An 18,487-nucleotide genomic window follows, 5' to 3' on the forward strand; every position below is an offset into this window, starting at 1 on the left:
TCACGTCAGATCGTGCAGGTCTTTGCCCAGCGGGGCCGTGATCCGCAGGTCGGAGAAGCGGACACGCAAACCTTCGCGCTCCGGCGTGCACGCCATTGGTCCCACCAGATAGGATGAAGCCACGGGAAACGGCGCAAGACGTACCAGCGGCCACGTTTCTCCGTCAGTCGAAACCTGCAGTCGCAATACGCCTTTGGCGACGGTAACCCGCATCCAGAAGTCTTTCGGGTCGTCGGCATAAGGACTGGTCGCCCAGTCCGAACGCTCATCGGTAAGCACGCTGCTGAGCATCGCGCGCCCATCGGACAATTCGATGCCCGCCTTGATCCAGCGACGCTCGTCGATCCGCACCATGATGCCGGCCTGATCGTACAACTTCTCGTACGCACCACGAACTCGCAATTGTGCCGTAAAGGCATCCGGCGTCGCGAAACCCAGGAAATGCCCCGAATCGCGCGTGAAACCATAATGAGTCTCGCGCCAGAAATCGGTAGCGCGATCAGTGACCATCGTCAGATCGCCATTACCCTCCCACTCCCACACCCGCGGCGGGTTCAGCCAACGACCGTCATTATGTCCGAACATCTCCATCCTGGTCTCCGCATTCGCGACGGTGTTCGGCGCCAGGGTGAAGGCCACCGCGCCGCCGATGACGGCTCGGCGTGAAATCCTTGCATCCCGCATGACCTTCTCCCCTCATCTAGGCTACGATACGCGGATATGTACAAACGTACACATGCTCTGCAAAGGGGTCGACGTGACTGGCATTGGAAAGGGGCGGAACGAAACGGATCGACGACAGCGGATCGTCGATGCGACACTGGTAGTGATCGCCCAACAGGGGGTAGCCGGAACCACCCACCGTCGCATCGCCACTGCCGCAGCGGTTCCGCTGGGATCCGTCACCTACTATTTCGATACGCTGGACACCTTGATCCGGACGGCGTTCCTGCAGTTGGCGGAGCAATCGTCGGCTGCCTTTGGAGATCGTTTGGCACGAGCTAAGGATCGCGAAACCGCCAAGGCAGCTGTCGTATCGATCATTGCTGAATCCATATGGGCGACGCCCGCCACCCTACTGCTCAGCTACGAGCTATATGCTTACGCAGCCCGCAATCCCCCGGTCGCGGTCGTCATGCAACGATGGATGCAGAACAGCCGCAATGCGCTCGAACGCTTTTTCGATCCCCTGACCGCCCGCGCGTTGGACGCGCTGGTTGAGGGGATCGGCATTCACAATTCAATCGATACCGTCCCTCTAAACCCTAACGAGATAGAGGAAATTGTGCATCGACTGACGAGCTTGAGACAGCATTGGGCATGATTATGCTCAATGACTTCCGCCTCGACGCGGCATCTGCCTGAGAGCGAGTGGCTGGCTGTTGAATTCAGTAAGTCGACCCAGAACCAGACGTTCGCCGCTACCGCCCGGTTACTTAGACCTGAACATCCGTTTAGCTTGTTTTGCTTATAAAGCTTTTCCGGTTTTCGGCAAGGAACGCCCCCAATGAGGTCGGCGATCGGCCGGTGACATCGTCGACAGTGGTTGTGATCCGGTCCTCCGAGCCTTTTGCGATCGCCCCGTCCATCCCGGCGAGCAGGTCGGCATAGTCCGCGGGTAAGCCGAACGAACGATAGCGTTGGGCCAGCGCCTCGACGCTGAGCCGGTAGTGCTGTACCGGCCGGCCGATCGCCTTGGCGATGGCCGACGCCGCCTGATCATAGGTCAATGCCTCGGGGCCGGTCAGCACCAGCTCCCCCGATAAGGCTTCCGGCGTCAGCAACGCCGCCGCTGCGACCGCCGCGATGTCGGCGGCGTCAATGAACGGCACGCGGCCATCGCCGGTCGCGGAATAAAGGCGCCCCTCACCGATAATCGACGGCAGATACTGCCCAGTGAAGTTCTGCATGAACCAGCTTGGCCGGAGCACGGCCCAGCGTGGCGCATGATCGCGCAGCCAAGCGTGTGCCGCCCCCATCATCGGTCCGCCCGGCGGCAGCGACGCGGCGGAAAGCAGCACGATCGCGCCTGGTAGCCGCTCGGCAGCGAGTTCAAAAAACGGACGCATGACAGGCAGCTGACCGACGCGGTCGGTCGGCGCAACCACATAGGCGGCGTCCACCCCGTCCAACGCCGGTGTGAAGCTGGCAGGGTCGGACCAGTCGAACCGCACCTGCCCCGCCTGCTCTACCCGCCTCGTCGCTGCAGCGACCTCAGCGCCCCTACCGCGCAGAAGGTTCGCAAGCAGCCTGCCAGTGGTGCCAGTCGAGCCGGTGACCAGGACGCGCTCAACCACCATACACTCCATCCATCGTGATCGCGTTCGCTGCATCATCCCCCAAAAGCGCACGCGCGACCACCAAAGGATCCCAATAGTCGAGATAGCGTACAATCTGTCCGCCGACGGTCGTAATGACCGATAGGTAGCGCTGATCATATGGAGCTCCCGTCTCGACCCCGGTCCCCGTGGCCTCGAACGCCAGCACGGTTGTCTCGCCGTCTCGCGCGATCACCTGCGCAGGGCCGATCCGATCGAATGCGATGAGGCGGGCGAGCTTGGCCAGGTGGTCGGCGACTGCGCCCCGCCCCTCGATCCGGCGCGGCAAGCCGGGCGGCGCAAACGGAAACTCCATCAACGCGTCCTTGGCCAGCATGTCGACGAAGCTCGTCGTATCGGTGGCCAGGCTGTCGCCAAGCGCATCACGCAGCATCGCCGAAAAGTCTTGCACCCTGTCCGTCATCCCGTATCTCCTGTGCGTCGAGACGCTGTCGTCTCATCGATGTAGGAGATCACGGTTGGAACGCAAGCGTTCCGTCGACTTAGGGCCGCGGCAGCTTTCGGGGGCAGCCGTGCAGCGGGCCGACGTCACCGATGCGTTAACGCGAGCGTTCTTCGCGGAATGGGCGCGGGTCGGCTATGCCGATCTCAGCCTTGAGCGGGTCGCGCGCGTGGCCGGGTCGGGCAAGGCGGCGCTGTATCGGCGCTGGCCGGACAAGGCGGCGATGGCGGCAGACCTGTTGCCGCAGGTAGGCCTTAGGATCACTGAGATCGAGGACCAAGACTCGTTCGAGGCGGACGTGCTGGCACTATTGTTCGCCATTCGTCGAGTGTTGCGCCACCCGAACATTCGCCGCATCGTCTCGGACATTCATGCTGAGCTTGAGCGTAACGTCGCGCTCTCCGCAGCGGTACGACCGTTCCAGGAGGCACGCCGGATACATGCGTACGGCATTGTTGCCCGCGCGGTCGCGCGCGGCGATCTTCCTGACACGGTCGACCAGTCGCTCGCCGCCGACCTGCTGGCGGCCCCGCTATACTGGCGGATCGCGGTGCTTGGGCAGCAAGCAGATCGCCGATATCTAGAAAATCTGGCGCAGGTGATCGTCCGAGGACTCGGCGCTGGGTGATAGACCCACAAGTGGACGCTGGCTGGTATTGTCGGCTACCCGGTTTCGGCCGTTCATTCATGTGACGGAATGATACCAAGAAAGGCGAGTTTTGGGACTTACCGGCCATTCCAGATGGCCGCCTCGAACGGCGACCTTCGTCAAGGTCGGACATTCCCGAGTGATCGCACCGACGACGAATTTTGACCAACACCTGGCCGGTTGCAGCCGGTCAGGTTCGTCGCCACTTCCTTCACGACCTTTCGCGTCCAGCACTTTCGTGGCGCTGAACGCGGAGCCCCAGTCCTCCCAGCCGAGGCCACGGCTGCCTGCTTGTGTCCACTCAGGCAACCGCCCTAGGCATTACGCCAGCGTACGAACGTTGGGTTCGCGGTCCCAGTAGCGCTGCTTGGCGGCCTCGACGAAGCTGGTGAGGTCGGTGACGCCCTCATCCGCCTCGACGCCGGCCTTGTCGAGCAGCGGCTTGGCCTCTGCATTGTGGCCGATCGCCTTCAGGTGCCCGAACGCGTCCATCACCCACTGGACGGCGGCGCCTTCCCTGGTGAGCTTCTTGGCGGCGTCCGCAGACAAGAGTACCACGCAGGCATCGACCGTGACCGAGGGCTGGCCGAACAGCTGCGCATCGGCGGCGATTGTCGATCCGTCGGACAGCGGGACCTTGCCGACCTTGGGCGCGATGGTCATCGCATTGCCGCCCGCCGCCTTGATCGCGTCCTTTAGCGACTTGAGGTCACCCGCATCGCTGCCATCGGCGATCAGAATGCCGACATTGCGCCCCTCCAGCGTGTGCAGTTCGCGCGGTCCCCGGATGATGCGCAGCGCGGGCGACACGTCCATGTCCTGCACCGGCGCGGCGGTCGGCGACGCGTCGGGCAAGTCCATGGCAAGGCCGTCGGCGACGCGGGTGGCGAGCTCCTCGTCGACGTTGCGCAGATTGGCGAGCATCGCGATGCGGATATGCTCGAGGCTGACCTTCGACAGCTCGAACACCAAAGCCGAGGCGATATGCGCCTGTTCCGCCGGGTCCATCGAACGGAAGAACAGCCGTGCCTGGCTGTAATGGTCGGCGAAGCTTTCCGGGCGGATGCGCAGCTTCTGGCCCTGCTCCTCCGAGGGGTAGGTCTTGTAGCCCTTGTCCGGATCCTCGCGCGCGCCAGCCTCTTCGCCAACCTTTGCCAAGCTGTTGGGCTCGTAATTGGCGCGGCCCTTGGGTACTGCCATTTGCATGTGGCCGTCGCGCTGTTGGTTCAGGAATGGACACCCGGCGGCTTCGGCGCGGCCCTTCGCCGCGTTGATCGGCAGCTGGTGGAAATTGACCGAGCCGAGACGCGACAGCTGGGTGTCGGTATAGCTGAACAGCCGGCCCTGCAGCAGCGGGTCGTTCGAGAAACCGATGCCGGGTACGACATGGCTTGGCACGAAGGCCGCCTGTTCGGTTTCGGCGAAGAAATTGTCTGGGTAGCGGTCGAGCACCATCCGCCCGACGATGCGCACCGGCAACACTTCCTCCGGGATGATCTTGGTCGCGTCGAGCACGTCGTACGGCAACGAGTTCGCGAAATCCTCGTCGAACAGCTGCACGCCCAGTTCCCATTCCGGGAAATCGCCGCGGTCGATCCGTTCGAACAGGTCGCGGCGCTGAAAATCGGGGTCGGCACCGGCGATCTTCACCGTCTCGTCCCAGACGGTCGAGGCAAGGCCCGCCTTGGGCTTCCAGTGGAACTTGACGAAGGTCGACTTGCCCTCGGCATTGATGAAGCGGAAGGTATGGACCCCGAACCCCTCCATGTTGGCGAAGGTGCGCGGCAGGGTGCGGTCCGACATCGCCCACATCACCATGTGCGTCGATTCCGGCATCAACGAGATGAAGTCCCAGAAGGTATCGTGCGCAGTCGCCGCCTGCGGATAGCCGCGATCGGCCTCCATCTTGGCAGCGTGGATCAGGTCGGGGAACTTGATCGCGTCCTGGATGAAGAAGACCGGGATATTGTTACCGACCAAATCCCAATTGCCCTCGCGGGTGTAGAATTTGACGGCGAAGCCGCGCACGTCGCGCGGGGTATCGACCGATCCCGAGCCGCCGGCGACCGTCGAGAAGCGGGTGAACACCTCAGTCCGCTGTCCCTTTTTCTGGAACAGGTCGGCGACGGTGATGTCGGCTAGGCTATCGGTGCATTCGAAATAGCCGTGCGCCGCGCTGCCGCGCGCATGGACGATCCGCTCCGGGATGCGCTCATGGTCGAAATGGTTCATCTTCTCGCGGAAGACTTCGTCCTCAATCAGCACGGGCCCGCGCGCACCAGCCTTTAGTTGGTTCTGGTTGTCGCTGATCGGCGTGCCGTGGTTAGTGGTCAGCACCGGATGATCGGTGTCGGTCACCTGATGCGTCTCGCCGCCATTGCCGGCGTTGCGTGCGAAGGGTTTAGTCATGGTAACTCCTAGAGATTCGAAGGAGCGAACGTCTCCGATCAGACTTCGGGTACGGACATGATCTGGATCAACACGATTTTCCAGCAAATTGAAGATATTACCAATCGAAATTGAAAATAATCGTTCTGTCAATGTCCTGAAACATCCGATTTGCGAACACGGCACGTAGGTATACGATTAATTTGTTTGCCACAGATCCCGATTAATATTGGTAGAATATCTTCCTGTCTTTCTGCTGCGGGACATTTAATTGATCTGCATCAATGGCGCTGCCCATCGATCCGACTAGTATTGCGCGATGCATAGAGGATCGCGTTGATGTCACAGGCCAGCCCGACGCGCATCGCGATCTGCGTGCCCGCCCGGAACGAGGCGTCGTCGCTGCCCGAGCTGTTTGCCGCGATGGAGCGCCTCGACCGAACGGACGTCGACCTGCGGTTGTGCCTGCTGCTCGACAGCTGTCACGACACGAGCGCCGCGGTGGCGCACGACCATGCCCGTCGCGCTTCGGTGCCGGTGGCGATCGAGCGGATGGAGCAATCCGACGCGAATGCCGGGCGCGCGCGCCACGCCGCGATGCTGCTAGGCATGGTCGCACTGGACGGGGCGGGACTGCTGCTCAGCACCGATGCCGACAGCGTGCCCGACCCGCAATGGGTGCAGGCAATGGTCGCCGGTTGCCGCAATGCCGAGGTCGTGGCGGGCAAGGTCGTGCGGACCGTCATCCGGCCGCACGCGCTGCAGGACCGGATCGAGGCGTATTACGACCGGCTGCACGCCATGCGGCGGATGGTCGATCCGGTGGCTTGGGAAGCCGCGGCGACCCATCCGTTTACCAGCGGGGCCAATCTTGCGCTGTCGGTGGACGAATATGCCCGGCTCGGCGGCTTTCGTCCGCTGCCGGCCGGGGAGGACGCGCGCCTGGTCGACGATGCCGCGCGGGCGGGAATGCGGGTGCGGCGCGACGCGGCCGGGATCGTCCATACCTCCGATCGTCGGTCGGGACGGGTCACAGACGGGCTGGCTGGAAGCCTTAGAGCCCTCGATCGGACGGGCACGGCCGTCGAAGTCGCCCATCCCGCTGACATGGCTTGGCAATATCACCGCCACGCCGCCGCGCGCAGCGCCTTTGCCGCCGGCAACCTGGGGCCGTTCGCGGCAACGATCGGGCTGACGACCGACCATGTGATCGGTGTCGCGCGCGATTGTCCGAATGCCGAAGCCTTTGCGATGCGGATCGTTCCGGTGCCGCCGGCCGGGATGCGGCAGGTCGACCTGACCGTTGCAGAAGCGGCATTATCCGCCCTGTCTGCCGCGCGGCGTGCGGCATGACCGACCTGCGGCGCGCCATCGCGGCGCGATCGACTCTGTTGCCTGCGCTCGGCGATCCGGCTGATCACGATGCGCTGCTGCGGCTGCTGCGGCTGCTGTATGAAACCGGGCGGAGCGACTTGCCGCTCGGCCGGCTGTTCGAGGGGCATGTCGATGCGATCCAGATCGTACTGCGCTACGGGGCGGCGGATCAGGCCGCACGGGTCGTCGCGGCGGTGGCGCATGGTGCGGCATTCGGAGTGTGGAATGCCGACCTGACCGGCGAACCGCTTCGCCTTAGCGACCTGCGCCTGCACGGCGGCAAGAGCTTTGCGAGCGGTGCCGGGCTGCTCAGCCACGCGCTGGTCGGCGTCGATGTGCCGGGCGGGCGTCAGTTGCTGCTGCTCGATCTGGCCCGCACCCCGCCGGCGATCGACCGATCGGTCTGGCAGGTGGCCGGGATGCAGCGATCGGACAGCCATGTCGTGCGGTGGCGGGACGCGCCGATTGCGGCCGACGACCTGATCGGCGTGCCCGGGGATTATGTGCGCGAACCGTGGTTCAGCGGTGGCGCGCTGCGGTTTGCCGCGGTGCAGGCCGGCGGGATCGCAGCGGTGCTGAACCACACCACCGCGCACCTCGTCGCGGCCGGGCGCGCCGACGATCCGCATCAGGCGGGTCGCCTCGCGGAATTATATTGCCTTGTCGAAACCGCTGCCGGCGCGGTCCGCACGGCAGCGGCCGGTTGGTTCGCGAACGACGACGCCCGCCTGCCGCTGGTCGCGGCGGCACGGGTCGCGGTCTATGCCGCCGGGGGGCGGGCGATCGAACTCGCGCAACAGGCGGTGGGCGTCGCATCGTTGTTCGACGCGCACCCGCTGGCCGCCGCGATCACCGATCTGTCCATGTACCTGCGGCAGCCCGCGCCCGATGCGCAGCGCATGCGCGTGGGCGCAGCGGTGGCGGGCGGGTTGCTGAACGTCCGCCTGTGATGTTGCGTGTGGGGTCCCCGAAGCGCCTGCTGGTCGTCGCGCCGCACTCCGATGACGAAGTGATCGGTGCCTATACGCTGATCCGCCGGCTGCGACGCCGCGGCGTAGCGGTACGGGTGGTTGTGGTGACCGATGGCGCGGCGTCGCACCCGTCCAGCCTGCGGTGGCCACGCGGAAGGCTGGTCGCAGAACGGCGGTGCGAGAGCCGGCGCGCGCTGCACCGGATTGGGGTGGCGGCGGCTGCGGTGGCGTTTCTCGGCCTGCCGGACGGGAACCTGCATACCCGCGCAGCCGCCGCGCGGCGGGGGCTTTCGCGTGCGATCGGCCACGTCCATATGACGCTGATAGCGGTTCCGTTTGAGGGGGACGATCACCCGGATCATCGCACGGTCGCCGCTTGCGTGGCGGCCCTGCGCCGTCCCGGACTGCGCAAGATCGCCTATCCAGTCTGGCCCACCGGACAGCGCCCTATTGGGGCGAGAAAATTGTCGCTGACAGCGCAGGAGCGGTTGGCCAAGCGCCATGCGGTGCGCGGCTATCGTACGCAGACGGGACAGATCACCGACGATCCCGATGGCTTTGCGATGACCCGGCAGCAGATCGCGGCCTTCACCCGCCCGCGCGAAATGTTCGTCGAGTTGCCGCGATGAAGCCGATCACGCTGGCCGAGTTCGACCGCCGGTTTGCTGGCGATGCCGACCCATGGTCGACCTTCTCCAACCGGGATGAGGCGGTGAAGCGTCGTGCCATCTTGCACGCCATGGGACCGGGGCCGTGCGGGCGCGTGTTGGAGATTGCAGCCGGCAACGGGTCGAACTCGGTGGCGATCGCGCCCCGTGCGCTGCGCCTCGATGCGACCGAGGCGACGGACAGCGGCACCATGCTGGTCGGCAATGCCCTGTCCGGTAGAAACCGGGCCCGTGCCATCAAGCTGGTCGTTCCCAATCGCTTGCCACGGAAAGGCTACGACGTCGCGGTCGTGGCGGAAATGCTCTACTATCTGAGTGCCAACGACATGGCGCGTACCGCCCGCGTCCTTGCCGGCGCGCTGCGTCCCGGGGCCATGCTGGTTCTTGCGCATCACCGGGTCGACTATCCGGATTTTGCGCAGCACGCCGGGCAGGTGCAGCGCGCCTTTCTGCGCGCGACGAAACGGCGCTGGCAGGTCCGGGTGGTCCGCCGAACCGGCCGCTGGATCGTGCTGGCGTGCCGTCAGCTATAGTTGCCGAGGGCAGCCGAAGAATGGACCGGCAACAACTAACATATTGATATAGATCAGCAATCGCCGCCCCCTCGGAACGATCGCAAAGCCCGCGCGCTTGGTCGAACTCGTTCAACACGGAGGCCGGTGTGACCGATAGCCGCGACGATGGGCCTGTAGTGGCCGCAAAGAAGAACGCCGACGCGATGACCAGGGCGACCATTCCCGACGCCGTCGGGAGCAGCGCGCTCGCCCGCGCCGTCACGATCAACCGGCCGGTGGCGGAGATATACGCCTATTTCCGCGATTTTTCGAACCTGCCCTCGTTCATGGAGAATGTCGTCCGTGTGCGCGTGTCCGACGACACGACTTCCCATTGGGAAGTGAAGGCGCCCGGCGGCACGACGGTCGAATGGACCGCGCGCCTGACTGCGGATGAGCCGAATGCGCTCATCGCCTGGGCGAGCGAGGAAGGCGCCGACGTGCCGAACTCAGGGAGGGTGGAGTTCCGCGATGCCGGCGCGCGCGGCACCATCGTTACTGCCACCATTCTCTACGATCCGCCCGCCGGCGTGGTCGGAAAACTAATCGCCAAGATGTTCCAACGCGAACCCGCGATCCAGGCGCGTCGCGACCTGCGCCGTTTCAAGCAGTTGATGGAAGCGGGCGAGATTGCGACCCCCGCGATGAACCGCAAGCAGTTCGAGGAGATGGGATTGTGAGAGCATTGGCGTGGCACGGCAAGCATGACGTGCGGGTCGATACCGTCGACGATCCCGGCATCGTCAACCCCCGCGACTGCATCATCAAGGTGACGTCGACCGCGATCTGCGGATCCGACCTGCACCTCTATGACGGCTACATCCCGACGATGAAGGCGGGCGACATCCTGGGCCATGAGTTCATGGGGGAAGTGGTCGAGGTCGGTGCGAAGTCCACGTTGAAGAAGGGGCAACGGGTCGTCGTACCGTTCACCATCGCGTGCGGCTCCTGCTACCATTGCGGCAAGCACCAGTATTCCGCGTGCGACAACGGGCTGCCGGCCGACAATCAGGACATTGCGCAGGAGCTCTACGGCCACCCGATGGCCGGCCTGTTCGGCTATAGCCACATGACTGGTGGCTATGCGGGCGGCCAGGCGGAATATGTCCGTGTCCCCTTCAGCGACGTCGGCCCGATCGTCATCCCCGATGGTATCGAGGACGACAAGGTGCTGTTTCTGTCCGACATCCTGCCGACCGGTTGGATGGCAGCGGAGAATGCCGACATCGAGCCCGGCGACACGGTAGCTGTCTGGGGTTGCGGTCCCGTCGGGCTGTTCGCCGTACAATCTGCGTTCCTCATGGGAGCCGAGCGCGTGATCGCGATCGATCACTTTCCACGCCGACTGGAACTGGCGCGCCGATTTGGTGCCGAGACGCTGAACTTTGAGCAGACGGATATATACGACGCGTTGATGCTGATGACCGGTGGGATCGGTCCCGATGCGGTGATCGATTCGGTCGGTCTGGAATCGCACGGCCTGTATGTCGACAACGTTATCGACCAGTTGAAGGTGTCGACCTTCCTCGGCACCGACCGCGCCCATGCCAACCGCCAGGCGATCATCGCATGTCGCAAGGGCGGGCGCGTCTCGATGCCCGCCGTCTATGGTGGGTTCGTCGACAAATGGCCGCTCGGCGCGTTCATGGAGAAGGGCCTGACGCTCAGGACCGGACAGACCCACGTCCAGCATTACCTGCCCGGCCTGCTGCAGGCGATCCTCGAGGAGAAGATCGACACGATCTTCCTGATTTCGCACCGCATGGACCTCGAAGATGCCCCGCTCGGCTATCAGAAGTTCCATGACGAACAGAACGACTACACCAAGATCGTGTTGAAGCCCGGCCTGAACGGCTGAACAGGAGAGACGCCATGGCTGACAGGTTTGCCATCATCACCGGTGCATCGACCGGCATTGGATTCGAACTCGCGACGCTCGCCGCAAAGGACGGCTACGACATTCTCGTCGTCGCGGACGAGCCGCTGATCCACGACGCCGCGCGCGATTTTCAGCAGTTCGGCACCAGCGTGCAGGCGATCCAGGCGGACTTGGCCACGATCGAAGGCGTCAACACGGTATTGGCCGCCACAAACGGCCGCCGCGTCGACGTGTTGTGCGCCAACGCAGGCCGCGGGCTCGGCCATGGCTTCCTCGACCAGAAGGTCGAGGACTGGCGACACGTGGTGGAGACCAACATCACCGGCACGATCTACCTGCTACAGCGCGCGCTGCCTGACATGGTTGCGCGCAACGACGGCAAGATACTCGTCGTGGGCTCGGTCGCGGGCTACATTCCTGGCGCGTTCCAGGCCGTCTATAACGGCACCAAGGCGTTCATCGACAGTTTTACCGAGGCGCTCCGCAACGAACTCAAGGAAGCGGACGGGGTCACGATCAGCACGCTCATGCCGGGCCCGGTCGATACCGAATTCTTTGCGCGGGGCGACCTGCTCGACACGCAGGTCGGCAGCGATCCGAACAAGCGTTCCGCCGAAGACGTGGCGAGCGATGGCTGGAAAGCGATGATGCGCGGGAAACCGTCCGTCTTCTCAGGCTGGACTACCAAGATCCAAGGCGTGCTCGCCAACGTCGTACCCGGATCGGTGCTTGCCGAACGGCATCGGAAAATGGCGGAGCCGGGTTCCGACAAACAGTAACCCGGTTAGCGCATGTGAGAGCTTTGGCGTCGCACCCGGCTGATTGGAATGGCAACGCACGCACTTGGGATCAGGACCTTTTAAAAAGCTCACAAGGCGGGGGCGCATTGACCCGGATAGCAGCTATGCTCCCTGCTGACTTCCGCGACGAGTTCGACGGCTCGACGCTGTTGATCGGTCCCGGAGCGATGGTCCCCGTCGAAGCAGTCGACACTGCGTTGCTGCAAAAAGGAACGCCATCGGACAGGCACACTACTTCTTGATCGACGACAACCGCCTGTCGCGGCAGGTCCAGCTTATCACGACCGGCGCGTGTCATCTGATGGTGCCAGCTGGGATCGATGCGTTCGCAGTTCAAATTGGATCGGAAGGCGAACGGTTCGTCGACCGTACGCTGCGGCGGGCGGGTCGTCTTGATCGTGTTGCGGACTGCTTACACCGCGAACAAGATCAGGATCCGAAGCGGCCGGGGTGCGCTTCCCCTGCCCCTCGCCGCTAGCGCGAAACTCGAACCGAGTCACTCAGCCTGCAGTATCGCGAAGCGGTGTGAAATAGCGTAGGTCGTCGGGTGTGTAGCTGAAAAGGGCCGCAGCGTATGATCTGAAGCGACGAGGAGCAACCAACAGTCACGCCGATATGTCAGGATGCCGCCCTTCAATGCCGCCCTCCGAGGTCAACATGACCGTCCTGCCGCCATCGTCATAGGTGCCGACAAGTTCCTGCATCAGCAGGCTAGTTAGCGGCTTTGCCTTCGCACGTAGGGTTTGCCGATCATATCGCCACCATTCGACGGCTAGCGGTCTACGCATCGAGTTTATGGTCATTGTTTGGGACAGCCAACACTGCTCCAATTTCAAAATTGTTTACGACAATTTGTGATTTAAGCAGGTTCGGCACCTGCTGCCGGACTCTGGTGTTCCATCAAACGACGCATCGCACCCACGATCTCGTCGCGATCGACTGGCTTGGGAAAGAACTCGGCCCGGTCAGGAAGCTGAACACTTTCTCGCGTGAGATAGGCGGCGGTCAGGATGATCTCGATCGGAGGCCAGCGCTTACGGATTGCGGCTGCGATCTCGATGCCCTTGCGGCTGCGCGGCATGTCGAGGTCCATGTAGACCAGACGAATGTCGAGGCGCTCCTCGAGCAACCGGATGGCGTCGGCGCTGCTCAAGGCTTCAACTGCTTCGAAGCCGGCGTTCTCGATCATGCTGATCGCGTCGAGCCGCAAGATCGGCTCGTCCTCGACTACGAGCACCGGCCATCGTGTAAGGGGTTGAGACTGTCCCATGTGATGTACTTACGCGCTACGCCTCTTGACCCTGATACAATGGTGCAGTGGCCTCCACCGTAAGGCCCTCTGGCTCATACCGAAGCGTAACGCCCCCGGAGCCGTTCAGACCCATACGAATAAGCCGCGATCCGAAACCCTTGCGGGTTGGCTCTGTCGCTGGCGGTCCGCCACGCTCCGTCCAGCTCAGATCAAGCATGTCCTCGTCGCCGTTGCGGCGAACAGCCCAGGTCACCGACACCTTGCCGCCGGGCACTGTCAGCGCCCCGTATTTGGCGGCGTTTGTCGCCAGCTCATGCAGCATGAGGGTCAGCGACAGCGTTGCCCGCGGCCCGATCGTCACGTCAGAACCGGACAGCAGGAACCGATCCTCGCCGAAGGTCGCCAACGCTCCCTTGGCAACGTCACCCAACCGCGCGGTAGACCATTGGTCCCTGGTCAGCACATCATGCGCCGAGGCAAGCGCGGCCAATCGCTTGCCGAACGAGCTAACCGCCTCTTGGTCCCCAACCTTGTTCAGCGTCTGGTGTGCAATCGCCTGCACGACGCTCATGGTGTTCTTGATGCGATGCGCCAGCTCTTCGTTGAGCAGCCGCTGCTGCTCTTGCCCCTTGTGTAGTTCGGTGTGGTCACGCGACACCGAGAGGATGCGGGCAACCTCGCCATCCGGGCCGGGAATCGGCGATACCGACACCGACCAATATTTGGCGGTCCCCAGATAGGTATCGGCGGGCACCTCGAAATGGGTCGTTTCCCCTCGCTTCGCCGCCTCGATGGCATCTTTAGCATATTGCGAGCCATCCTCCCGCAGGAAACTCGGCCATGGGCAGCCCCGCACGGCGTTGAAGTCGCTGATTTCCATCACCTTCATGCCCCCCTCGCTCATGAAGGACAGGGTGCCGTCGAGTTCGAGCACCTTGATGCAATCAGTCGATGCGGCCAGCACGCTTTGCAGGAAGCTGGCGGTTTCCTTCGCCTGCTCCTCGGCCCTGCGTCGTTCAAGGGCGGTGCGCGTGCGGTTACCGGCATCGGCGATGAACGCCAGCTCTTCCGGAGTCCATTCTCGCGGCTCGTCGTCGTTGACGTAGAGGACCGCGACCGTCCGACCTTTTTCAACCATCGGGCGGTTGACCAGACTCCGCACCGCCACGCTTTCAAGCGGTGCTGGATTAGCGGACGTGCGCGGATCAAGGCGCACATCGGGAATGACAACGGTGCGGCCTTCGCGAAGGTCGTCTGCGTAGCCGCCGAAATCCTTGAGGCAGTGCGACCCGGCAAGGCTGTCATAGCCCTTCGCTGTCCAATCCTCGGCAACGGCCAGCGTCTCACCGTCGCCCGCAATCGTTCCGTAACCGACACGACATACATCGAGGGTTCGCCCGATGATCGCCATTGATGCCCGCGCCATCGCATCCGTATCAGTCAGTGCCGTCAAGGCGCGCCCGAGCTCGGCCAACGCCTCGCGTCGTTCGTCCGATTTGATGCGGTCGGTTACCTCCAGGAAAAGAACGGTGAACCGATCACCGCCCGCCGGTTGGCACACACCGTCATACCAGCGCTGAAGGTTGCCCACCTGCCGGGTGAATCGAACAGCCTTGCCCGTCTCGACGACACGGGCGAACTCCATCACCCATTCGTCCTCGATACCGGGGAACACCTCGCGAATGGTCCGCCCGATCGCACAGCCGCGCTCGACGTCCACCAGATCATACCAGGCGTTATTCACCTCATCGTAGCGCCAGTCGATGATGCGACCGCCCTCGTCGCGCACGACTTCGCCGAGGATGAAGCCCTCTTCCAGCGTTTCAAACAAGCCTCGCCACTTGGCCTCATTGTCTGACAGCTTCACGGTCGCAGCGTCACGGTCGCGCTTTGCCATTACCCGCGACGTTGAATCCGAGGTGACGTTCAGCAGGCCTGCTATCTCGCCAGCTTCGTCCCGCACGGGCGAGTAAGCGAAGTCGTACCACGTGTCTTCGATGTAACCGTTGCGCGTCATCGCAAACGGCTGATTGCGGAAGGCCACGCTCTCGCCGGCAAACACGCGATCGATCAGCGGTCCGAGATCGCTCCACAGTTCGGGCCATACACCGGCCGTGGGACGCCCTAATGCGTCAGGATGGCGCCCGCCTAGGATCGGCGCGTAGCCGTCATTGTAGAGGAGGATGCGCTCCGGTCCCCAGATCACACACATGGGGTGCAGTGAAGCAAGCATCGTGTCGACAGTGATGCGGAGCGTCGCCGGCCAGGCCGCTCTCGCACCCAACGGCGTCGCCTTCCAATCGAAAGCAGCAATCAGGTCGATCATGCGTGCCGCGTCGCGAACGCTCCCGGCCGCATCAGTATCTGCTCCCATGGCCATTCCAGCCGCCGCTTCCTCGACTTCGATGTTCGACAAACCCTGCCCCCGGCAGGCTGGACCTTCGATGTAGTGGAATGAAAACGAAATGTGAAATGCTCAGGCGGGCGTGTCCGGTCATATGAGCCAGCATCCGTAAACGTTCACGGTACCGGAAGCATCGATTGCCCGCTTAAACCTTGTGCTTAAGCGGCTCGGGCTTTTTCCCGTCAGGTAGCGTATTGCGGAGGTGGTTATGCACCATCTGCGCACTGAACGGTTTGCTCAGAAACGTAGCGCGATCGGGCATATCTCCGCCCTCCGGCTTGATCCGACCGCTCGCGATTACGATTTCAATCCACGGGTAGTTTTTCGCGACATGACGGGCAAGTGCGAAGCCGTTCGCATCGCCCGGCATTTCGACATCGGAAAACAGTAGCGTGATGTTCGCCGCATACTCGGGCAGCATCACGATCGCGGCATCGCCGTTATCGGCCTCGTAACAACGGAACCCTGCGTCTGCGAGGATGCCATCAAGGTCCATAAGGATGATCGGGTCGTCATCCACGATCAGGGCGTAGGGCTCTGTTGAGATGGTCATCCCGGATGAACGGGTCTGGCCGGGTTTTGGTTCTTATGCTCCAACCTTTAAATACCGTCGCTTTCCCGCAAACGAACGGCGCGCGGGACGGTCTTGGCGTTCCCTTCGGGATAATATTTCGGCACGACCGCTAAAAGTTATCTCCACGAACGGCCAACGTCTTGGCCGCGGCCGCTGTATCGAGCATCACCCGCGCGACATTCTCCGCCAATTCATCGGTGAGCGCTCGTGTGACCTCCCCGGCGTGGGGCAGCGTTTCCCCTAGCGCGAACAATATCTTGAACGCGCGTATCGCCACTTCCTCCTCACCGGCACCCTCCCGGACGATCGGCGCGAAGCCGGCGCGAACCATTTCCTCAATGGAGGGGCGCACCATATGAATGGGCGGCAGATCACCGTCCGGCACCGCGCCATGCGCGGGCAGTTGGGTCAGGGTGCGAAAGAGGGCGTTCAACACCTCCACCGCTGTGCCGGGATCGTTGGTGGCAGGGGCGAGCGCCCGCCCCGCGATCTCGCCCAGCGCGATCAGGCCGAGCCGGGGGTCATGGTCGAAATCGCGATGCCGCTCGATCGTGAAGGCTTTTACAAGATCGCTGTCCCGTTCAAGGTCATCGCCACCCACGACGTGGAACAGCGGCCGACCCTTGTGCACCATCGTGCCGGGGATCGCCGCGACGTGCACGGTGATGTCGCGCTGCCGGGCCTGTGCGACGAGGCGATCGAAATCGATGTACGTCACGTATCCAATTCCGTCCGGCAGCACCGGCCGCGCACCGGCGGGAAGCGGCACCGGCGGTCGTTCCCCGCTGTGAGGGTCCTTGGCGAAGGTGCGCATCGCGGAACATGCCGCGTCCTCCACCCGGTCGATCACGTCCGACATGCGCCCAAAGGCGGCGAGATGCGCGACCCAGCGCAGGAGGGTGAACAAGGATGCCCGCTCGATAGATTCGAACGACTGCTCAATCGTTAGGGGGTAAACTTAACCATTCTTAATTGGGTACATGTGGTGGGAAGGTGCGGCGGGGTCGGACAACGGCGTTCCGGGACGGCGGCCGAGACCGACTTTCCGCCATTCAGCGGCCATGTTGCGGTTCCCAACTTCGCTCGTTCGTCCATGTGAATTGATTGCGCCCCCGAGGGGCCGCGGAGGCTGGCGCGGAACGACGTGAAGTGGGACAGATCTGCCATCCACGGCGGCCTCGCCGCCCCGCGGGTTCAGCCGACAGCTGCCATTCGCGGGTGTCGCGTACGGAGTCTAATTTCAGGAACGCGAAAAGCTTCTCGATTTCCCGTCGCGCGCGGGAGGGACGTGCCGGGTATCTTGGATAGCGCGACAATCATAGATGATGCACACCCTTTGAATGGTCATCAGACGGGGCAGAACAGATTTCTGGGGTAGCGGCCCGGCGGGGCGGCAGACCGCAAATTTCAGTTTCCATCTGCTGAGCGCGAACGCGCCAGAAGAGGAAGTCCGCCGACACAGCCATGACGAAGCACATTTCGTGCTGGTACTGGCAGGTGGTTATATGTCGTCGGCGGTCGGTGCGCCGCTAGTGTCCGACACGCCGGTCCTGATCTACAATCCACCCGGCACGACACATCAAGATCGGTTTCACAGGGGCCGGGGCCGTTTCCTTGCCATATCCGGCGGGACGGGCTCGGAGGCCGCTGCGGTCTGCCTGCGCGATCCCTATGCCCACCGACTTGCTCGCGGGCTTGCGGATCGGATCGACATGGCGACCACATTCGAGCTGGAAGCCTGGGCGTCATGACCTCGGACGGGCTGCGGGCACACACCGCCGACACTCCCGACCAGAAATGCTTGTAGCTGCCCCGTGGCGGCAGCCTGCGACCCAGCACGCGTTCCCGGAAGCCGCGCGCTACCGTGCCGCCCTCGGGCTCGATATGGCCGCCCTTGGCAGCACACTCCTGCGCAAACGCTGCCTTTGCCCGTTCGGCCGTGGCGGAGCCGTTGGCGGCCAGTTTTTCGGCGAAGAAACGATAGCCGATGATCTCGCTGCCATCGCGCGCCAGTGGATAGAGCTGTGGCGACGGATCGGAGAGCATCGACCCACTGGTCCTGATCTCGGTATCGCCGCCGATGGTCGTCAGAAAGTCGGCGATGCCGGATGCTGGAACGCCACTGCCGGGAACCACTGCCAGCAAGGCCGTGGCAAGCATCGAGGCTGTTGTTGAAGATCCTGGAACCATATC

At 63.3% G+C, this 18,487-nt stretch carries 19 protein-coding genes; 11 read left to right on the forward strand and 8 right to left on the reverse strand.

Annotated elements, in window-relative coordinates; genetic code table 11:
* Entirely contained in the window at window positions 1-684 is a 684-nt protein-coding gene (locus ASE67_RS16415; RefSeq protein WP_082457207.1) for a DUF1349 domain-containing protein, read from the reverse strand.
* A 73-nt stretch (window positions 685-757) separates the two neighbouring features.
* Here ASE67_RS16415 and ASE67_RS16420 point away from each other — a divergent pair, with 73 nt between their 5' ends.
* Window positions 758-1,324 carry a TetR/AcrR family transcriptional regulator gene (locus tag ASE67_RS16420; RefSeq protein ID WP_200909392.1) on the forward strand — a complete coding sequence of 189 codons (567 nt, stop codon included), beginning with the start codon at window positions 758-760 and terminating at the stop codon, window positions 1,322-1,324.
* Between the two features lie 130 nt (window positions 1,325-1,454).
* On the opposite strand, the gene ASE67_RS16425 is transcribed toward ASE67_RS16420, so the two are convergent.
* Together ASE67_RS16425 and ASE67_RS16430 are read right to left on the reverse strand one after the other, a co-directional pair.
* Complete coding sequence (locus tag ASE67_RS16425) at window positions 1,455-2,300, reverse strand: NmrA family NAD(P)-binding protein (protein WP_235511964.1); 846 nt, start codon at window positions 2,298-2,300, stop codon at window positions 1,455-1,457.
* The gene (locus tag ASE67_RS16430; protein WP_235511965.1) at window positions 2,290-2,742 is read right to left on the reverse strand and encodes a nuclear transport factor 2 family protein; all 453 of its coding nucleotides are present in this window, start codon (window positions 2,740-2,742) and stop codon (window positions 2,290-2,292) included. The genes ASE67_RS16425 and ASE67_RS16430 overlap by 11 nt, the downstream gene beginning before the upstream one ends.
* Window positions 2,743-2,797: 55 nt before the next feature.
* On the opposite strand from ASE67_RS16430, the gene ASE67_RS16435 reads away from it, so the two are divergent.
* Window positions 2,798-3,409, forward strand: coding sequence for a TetR/AcrR family transcriptional regulator (locus tag ASE67_RS16435; RefSeq protein ID WP_055763816.1), 612 nt, complete (start codon window positions 2,798-2,800; stop codon window positions 3,407-3,409).
* 342 nt (window positions 3,410-3,751) lie between these two features.
* Here ASE67_RS16435 and ASE67_RS16440 read toward each other — a convergent pair whose 3' ends face one another.
* Window positions 3,752-5,839 (reverse strand): catalase, encoded by a 2,088-nt coding sequence (locus ASE67_RS16440; RefSeq protein ID WP_055763818.1) that lies wholly within the window; start codon window positions 5,837-5,839, stop codon window positions 3,752-3,754.
* Between the two features lie 318 nt (window positions 5,840-6,157).
* On the opposite strand from ASE67_RS16440, the gene ASE67_RS17870 reads away from it, so the two are divergent.
* The 7 genes from ASE67_RS17870 (at window position 6,158) to ASE67_RS16475 (ending at window position 12,043) form a co-directional block, all read left to right on the forward strand.
* The gene (locus tag ASE67_RS17870) at window positions 6,158-7,171 is read left to right on the forward strand and encodes a glycosyltransferase (RefSeq protein WP_082457208.1); all 1,014 of its coding nucleotides are present in this window, start codon (window positions 6,158-6,160) and stop codon (window positions 7,169-7,171) included.
* Window positions 7,168-8,142, forward strand: a complete 975-nt coding sequence (locus tag ASE67_RS16450; protein ID WP_055763820.1) for a hypothetical protein — start codon at window positions 7,168-7,170, stop codon at window positions 8,140-8,142. The genes ASE67_RS17870 and ASE67_RS16450 overlap by 4 nt, the downstream gene beginning before the upstream one ends.
* The gene (locus ASE67_RS16455; protein ID WP_055763822.1) at window positions 8,142-8,792 is read left to right on the forward strand and encodes a PIG-L deacetylase family protein; all 651 of its coding nucleotides are present in this window, start codon (window positions 8,142-8,144) and stop codon (window positions 8,790-8,792) included. Before ASE67_RS16450 ends, ASE67_RS16455 begins: the two co-directional genes overlap by 1 nt.
* On the forward strand, window positions 8,789-9,364 hold the full coding sequence (locus ASE67_RS16460) for a class I SAM-dependent methyltransferase (protein WP_055763824.1): 576 nt from the start codon (window positions 8,789-8,791) through the stop codon (window positions 9,362-9,364). The genes ASE67_RS16455 and ASE67_RS16460 overlap by 4 nt, the downstream gene beginning before the upstream one ends.
* A 185-nt stretch (window positions 9,365-9,549) precedes the next feature.
* Window positions 9,550-10,065 (forward strand): SRPBCC family protein, encoded by a 516-nt coding sequence (locus tag ASE67_RS16465; RefSeq protein WP_156347809.1) that lies wholly within the window; start codon window positions 9,550-9,552, stop codon window positions 10,063-10,065.
* Window positions 10,062-11,243, forward strand: coding sequence for a zinc-dependent alcohol dehydrogenase (locus ASE67_RS16470; protein ID WP_055763828.1), 1,182 nt, complete (start codon window positions 10,062-10,064; stop codon window positions 11,241-11,243). The genes ASE67_RS16465 and ASE67_RS16470 overlap by 4 nt, the downstream gene beginning before the upstream one ends.
* 14 nt (window positions 11,244-11,257) lie before the next feature.
* The gene (locus ASE67_RS16475) at window positions 11,258-12,043 is read left to right on the forward strand and encodes an SDR family NAD(P)-dependent oxidoreductase (RefSeq protein ID WP_055763831.1); all 786 of its coding nucleotides are present in this window, start codon (window positions 11,258-11,260) and stop codon (window positions 12,041-12,043) included.
* 880 nt (window positions 12,044-12,923) lie between these two features.
* On the opposite strand, the gene ASE67_RS16480 is transcribed toward ASE67_RS16475, so the two are convergent.
* The 4 genes from ASE67_RS16480 to ASE67_RS16495 all read right to left on the reverse strand — a co-directional run bounded on the left by ASE67_RS16480 (window position 12,924) and on the right by ASE67_RS16495 (window position 17,201).
* Window positions 12,924-13,301 carry a response regulator gene (locus tag ASE67_RS16480; protein ID WP_235511966.1) on the reverse strand — a complete coding sequence of 126 codons (378 nt, stop codon included), beginning with the start codon at window positions 13,299-13,301 and terminating at the stop codon, window positions 12,924-12,926.
* A 49-nt stretch (window positions 13,302-13,350) separates the two neighbouring features.
* A complete protein-coding gene (locus ASE67_RS17875) occupies window positions 13,351-15,642 on the reverse strand; it encodes a PAS domain-containing sensor histidine kinase (RefSeq protein ID WP_082457209.1) in 2,292 nt (763 codons plus the stop codon).
* 223 nt (window positions 15,643-15,865) lie between these two features.
* On the reverse strand, window positions 15,866-16,240 hold the full coding sequence (locus ASE67_RS16490; RefSeq protein ID WP_235511967.1) for a response regulator: 375 nt from the start codon (window positions 16,238-16,240) through the stop codon (window positions 15,866-15,868).
* Between the two features lie 163 nt (window positions 16,241-16,403).
* Window positions 16,404-17,201 (reverse strand): DUF2254 family protein, encoded by a 798-nt coding sequence (locus tag ASE67_RS16495; RefSeq protein ID WP_268795380.1) that lies wholly within the window; start codon window positions 17,199-17,201, stop codon window positions 16,404-16,406.
* Window positions 17,202-17,634: 433 nt separating this feature from the next.
* Here ASE67_RS16495 and ASE67_RS17880 point away from each other — a divergent pair, with 433 nt between their 5' ends.
* Complete coding sequence (locus ASE67_RS17880) at window positions 17,635-18,045, forward strand: AraC family ligand binding domain-containing protein (protein WP_082457211.1); 411 nt, start codon at window positions 17,635-17,637, stop codon at window positions 18,043-18,045.
* 46 nt (window positions 18,046-18,091) lie between these two features.
* Entirely contained in the window at window positions 18,092-18,469 is a 378-nt protein-coding gene (locus tag ASE67_RS18300; protein WP_156348668.1) for a hypothetical protein, read from the forward strand.
* Window positions 18,470-18,487 lie beyond the last annotated feature (18 nt).

Source organism: Sphingomonas sp. Leaf23, from assembly GCF_001421585.1.
Taxonomy (GTDB): Bacteria; Pseudomonadota; Alphaproteobacteria; order Sphingomonadales; family Sphingomonadaceae; genus Sphingomonas.

What these genes read in the sequence shown, in the direction of transcription:
- ASE67_RS16415 (WP_082457207.1), bottom strand. Translation starts at nt 684, where the DNA reads ATGCGGGATGCAAGGATTTCACGCCGAGCCGTCATCGGCGGCGCGGTG.
- ASE67_RS16425 (WP_235511964.1), bottom strand. Translation starts at nt 2,300, where the DNA reads ATGGTGGTTGAGCGCGTCCTGGTCACCGGCTCGACTGGCACCACTGGC.
- ASE67_RS16430 (WP_235511965.1), bottom strand. Translation starts at nt 2,742, where the DNA reads ATGACGGACAGGGTGCAAGACTTTTCGGCGATGCTGCGTGATGCGCTT.
- ASE67_RS16440 (WP_055763818.1), bottom strand. Translation starts at nt 5,839, where the DNA reads ATGACTAAACCCTTCGCACGCAACGCCGGCAATGGCGGCGAGACGCAT.
- ASE67_RS17870 (WP_082457208.1), top strand. Translation starts at nt 6,158, where the DNA reads ATGTCACAGGCCAGCCCGACGCGCATCGCGATCTGCGTGCCCGCCCGG.
- ASE67_RS16450 (WP_055763820.1), top strand. Translation starts at nt 7,168, where the DNA reads ATGACCGACCTGCGGCGCGCCATCGCGGCGCGATCGACTCTGTTGCCT.
- ASE67_RS16455 (WP_055763822.1), top strand. Translation starts at nt 8,142, where the DNA reads ATGTTGCGTGTGGGGTCCCCGAAGCGCCTGCTGGTCGTCGCGCCGCAC.
- ASE67_RS16460 (WP_055763824.1), top strand. Translation starts at nt 8,789, where the DNA reads ATGAAGCCGATCACGCTGGCCGAGTTCGACCGCCGGTTTGCTGGCGAT.
- ASE67_RS16465 (WP_156347809.1), top strand. Translation starts at nt 9,550, where the DNA reads ATGACCAGGGCGACCATTCCCGACGCCGTCGGGAGCAGCGCGCTCGCC.
- ASE67_RS16475 (WP_055763831.1), top strand. Translation starts at nt 11,258, where the DNA reads ATGGCTGACAGGTTTGCCATCATCACCGGTGCATCGACCGGCATTGGA.
- ASE67_RS17875 (WP_082457209.1), bottom strand. Translation starts at nt 15,642, where the DNA reads ATGATCGACCTGATTGCTGCTTTCGATTGGAAGGCGACGCCGTTGGGT.
- ASE67_RS17880 (WP_082457211.1), top strand. Translation starts at nt 17,635, where the DNA reads ATGGTCATCAGACGGGGCAGAACAGATTTCTGGGGTAGCGGCCCGGCG.
- ASE67_RS18300 (WP_156348668.1), top strand. Translation starts at nt 18,092, where the DNA reads ATGCTTGTAGCTGCCCCGTGGCGGCAGCCTGCGACCCAGCACGCGTTC.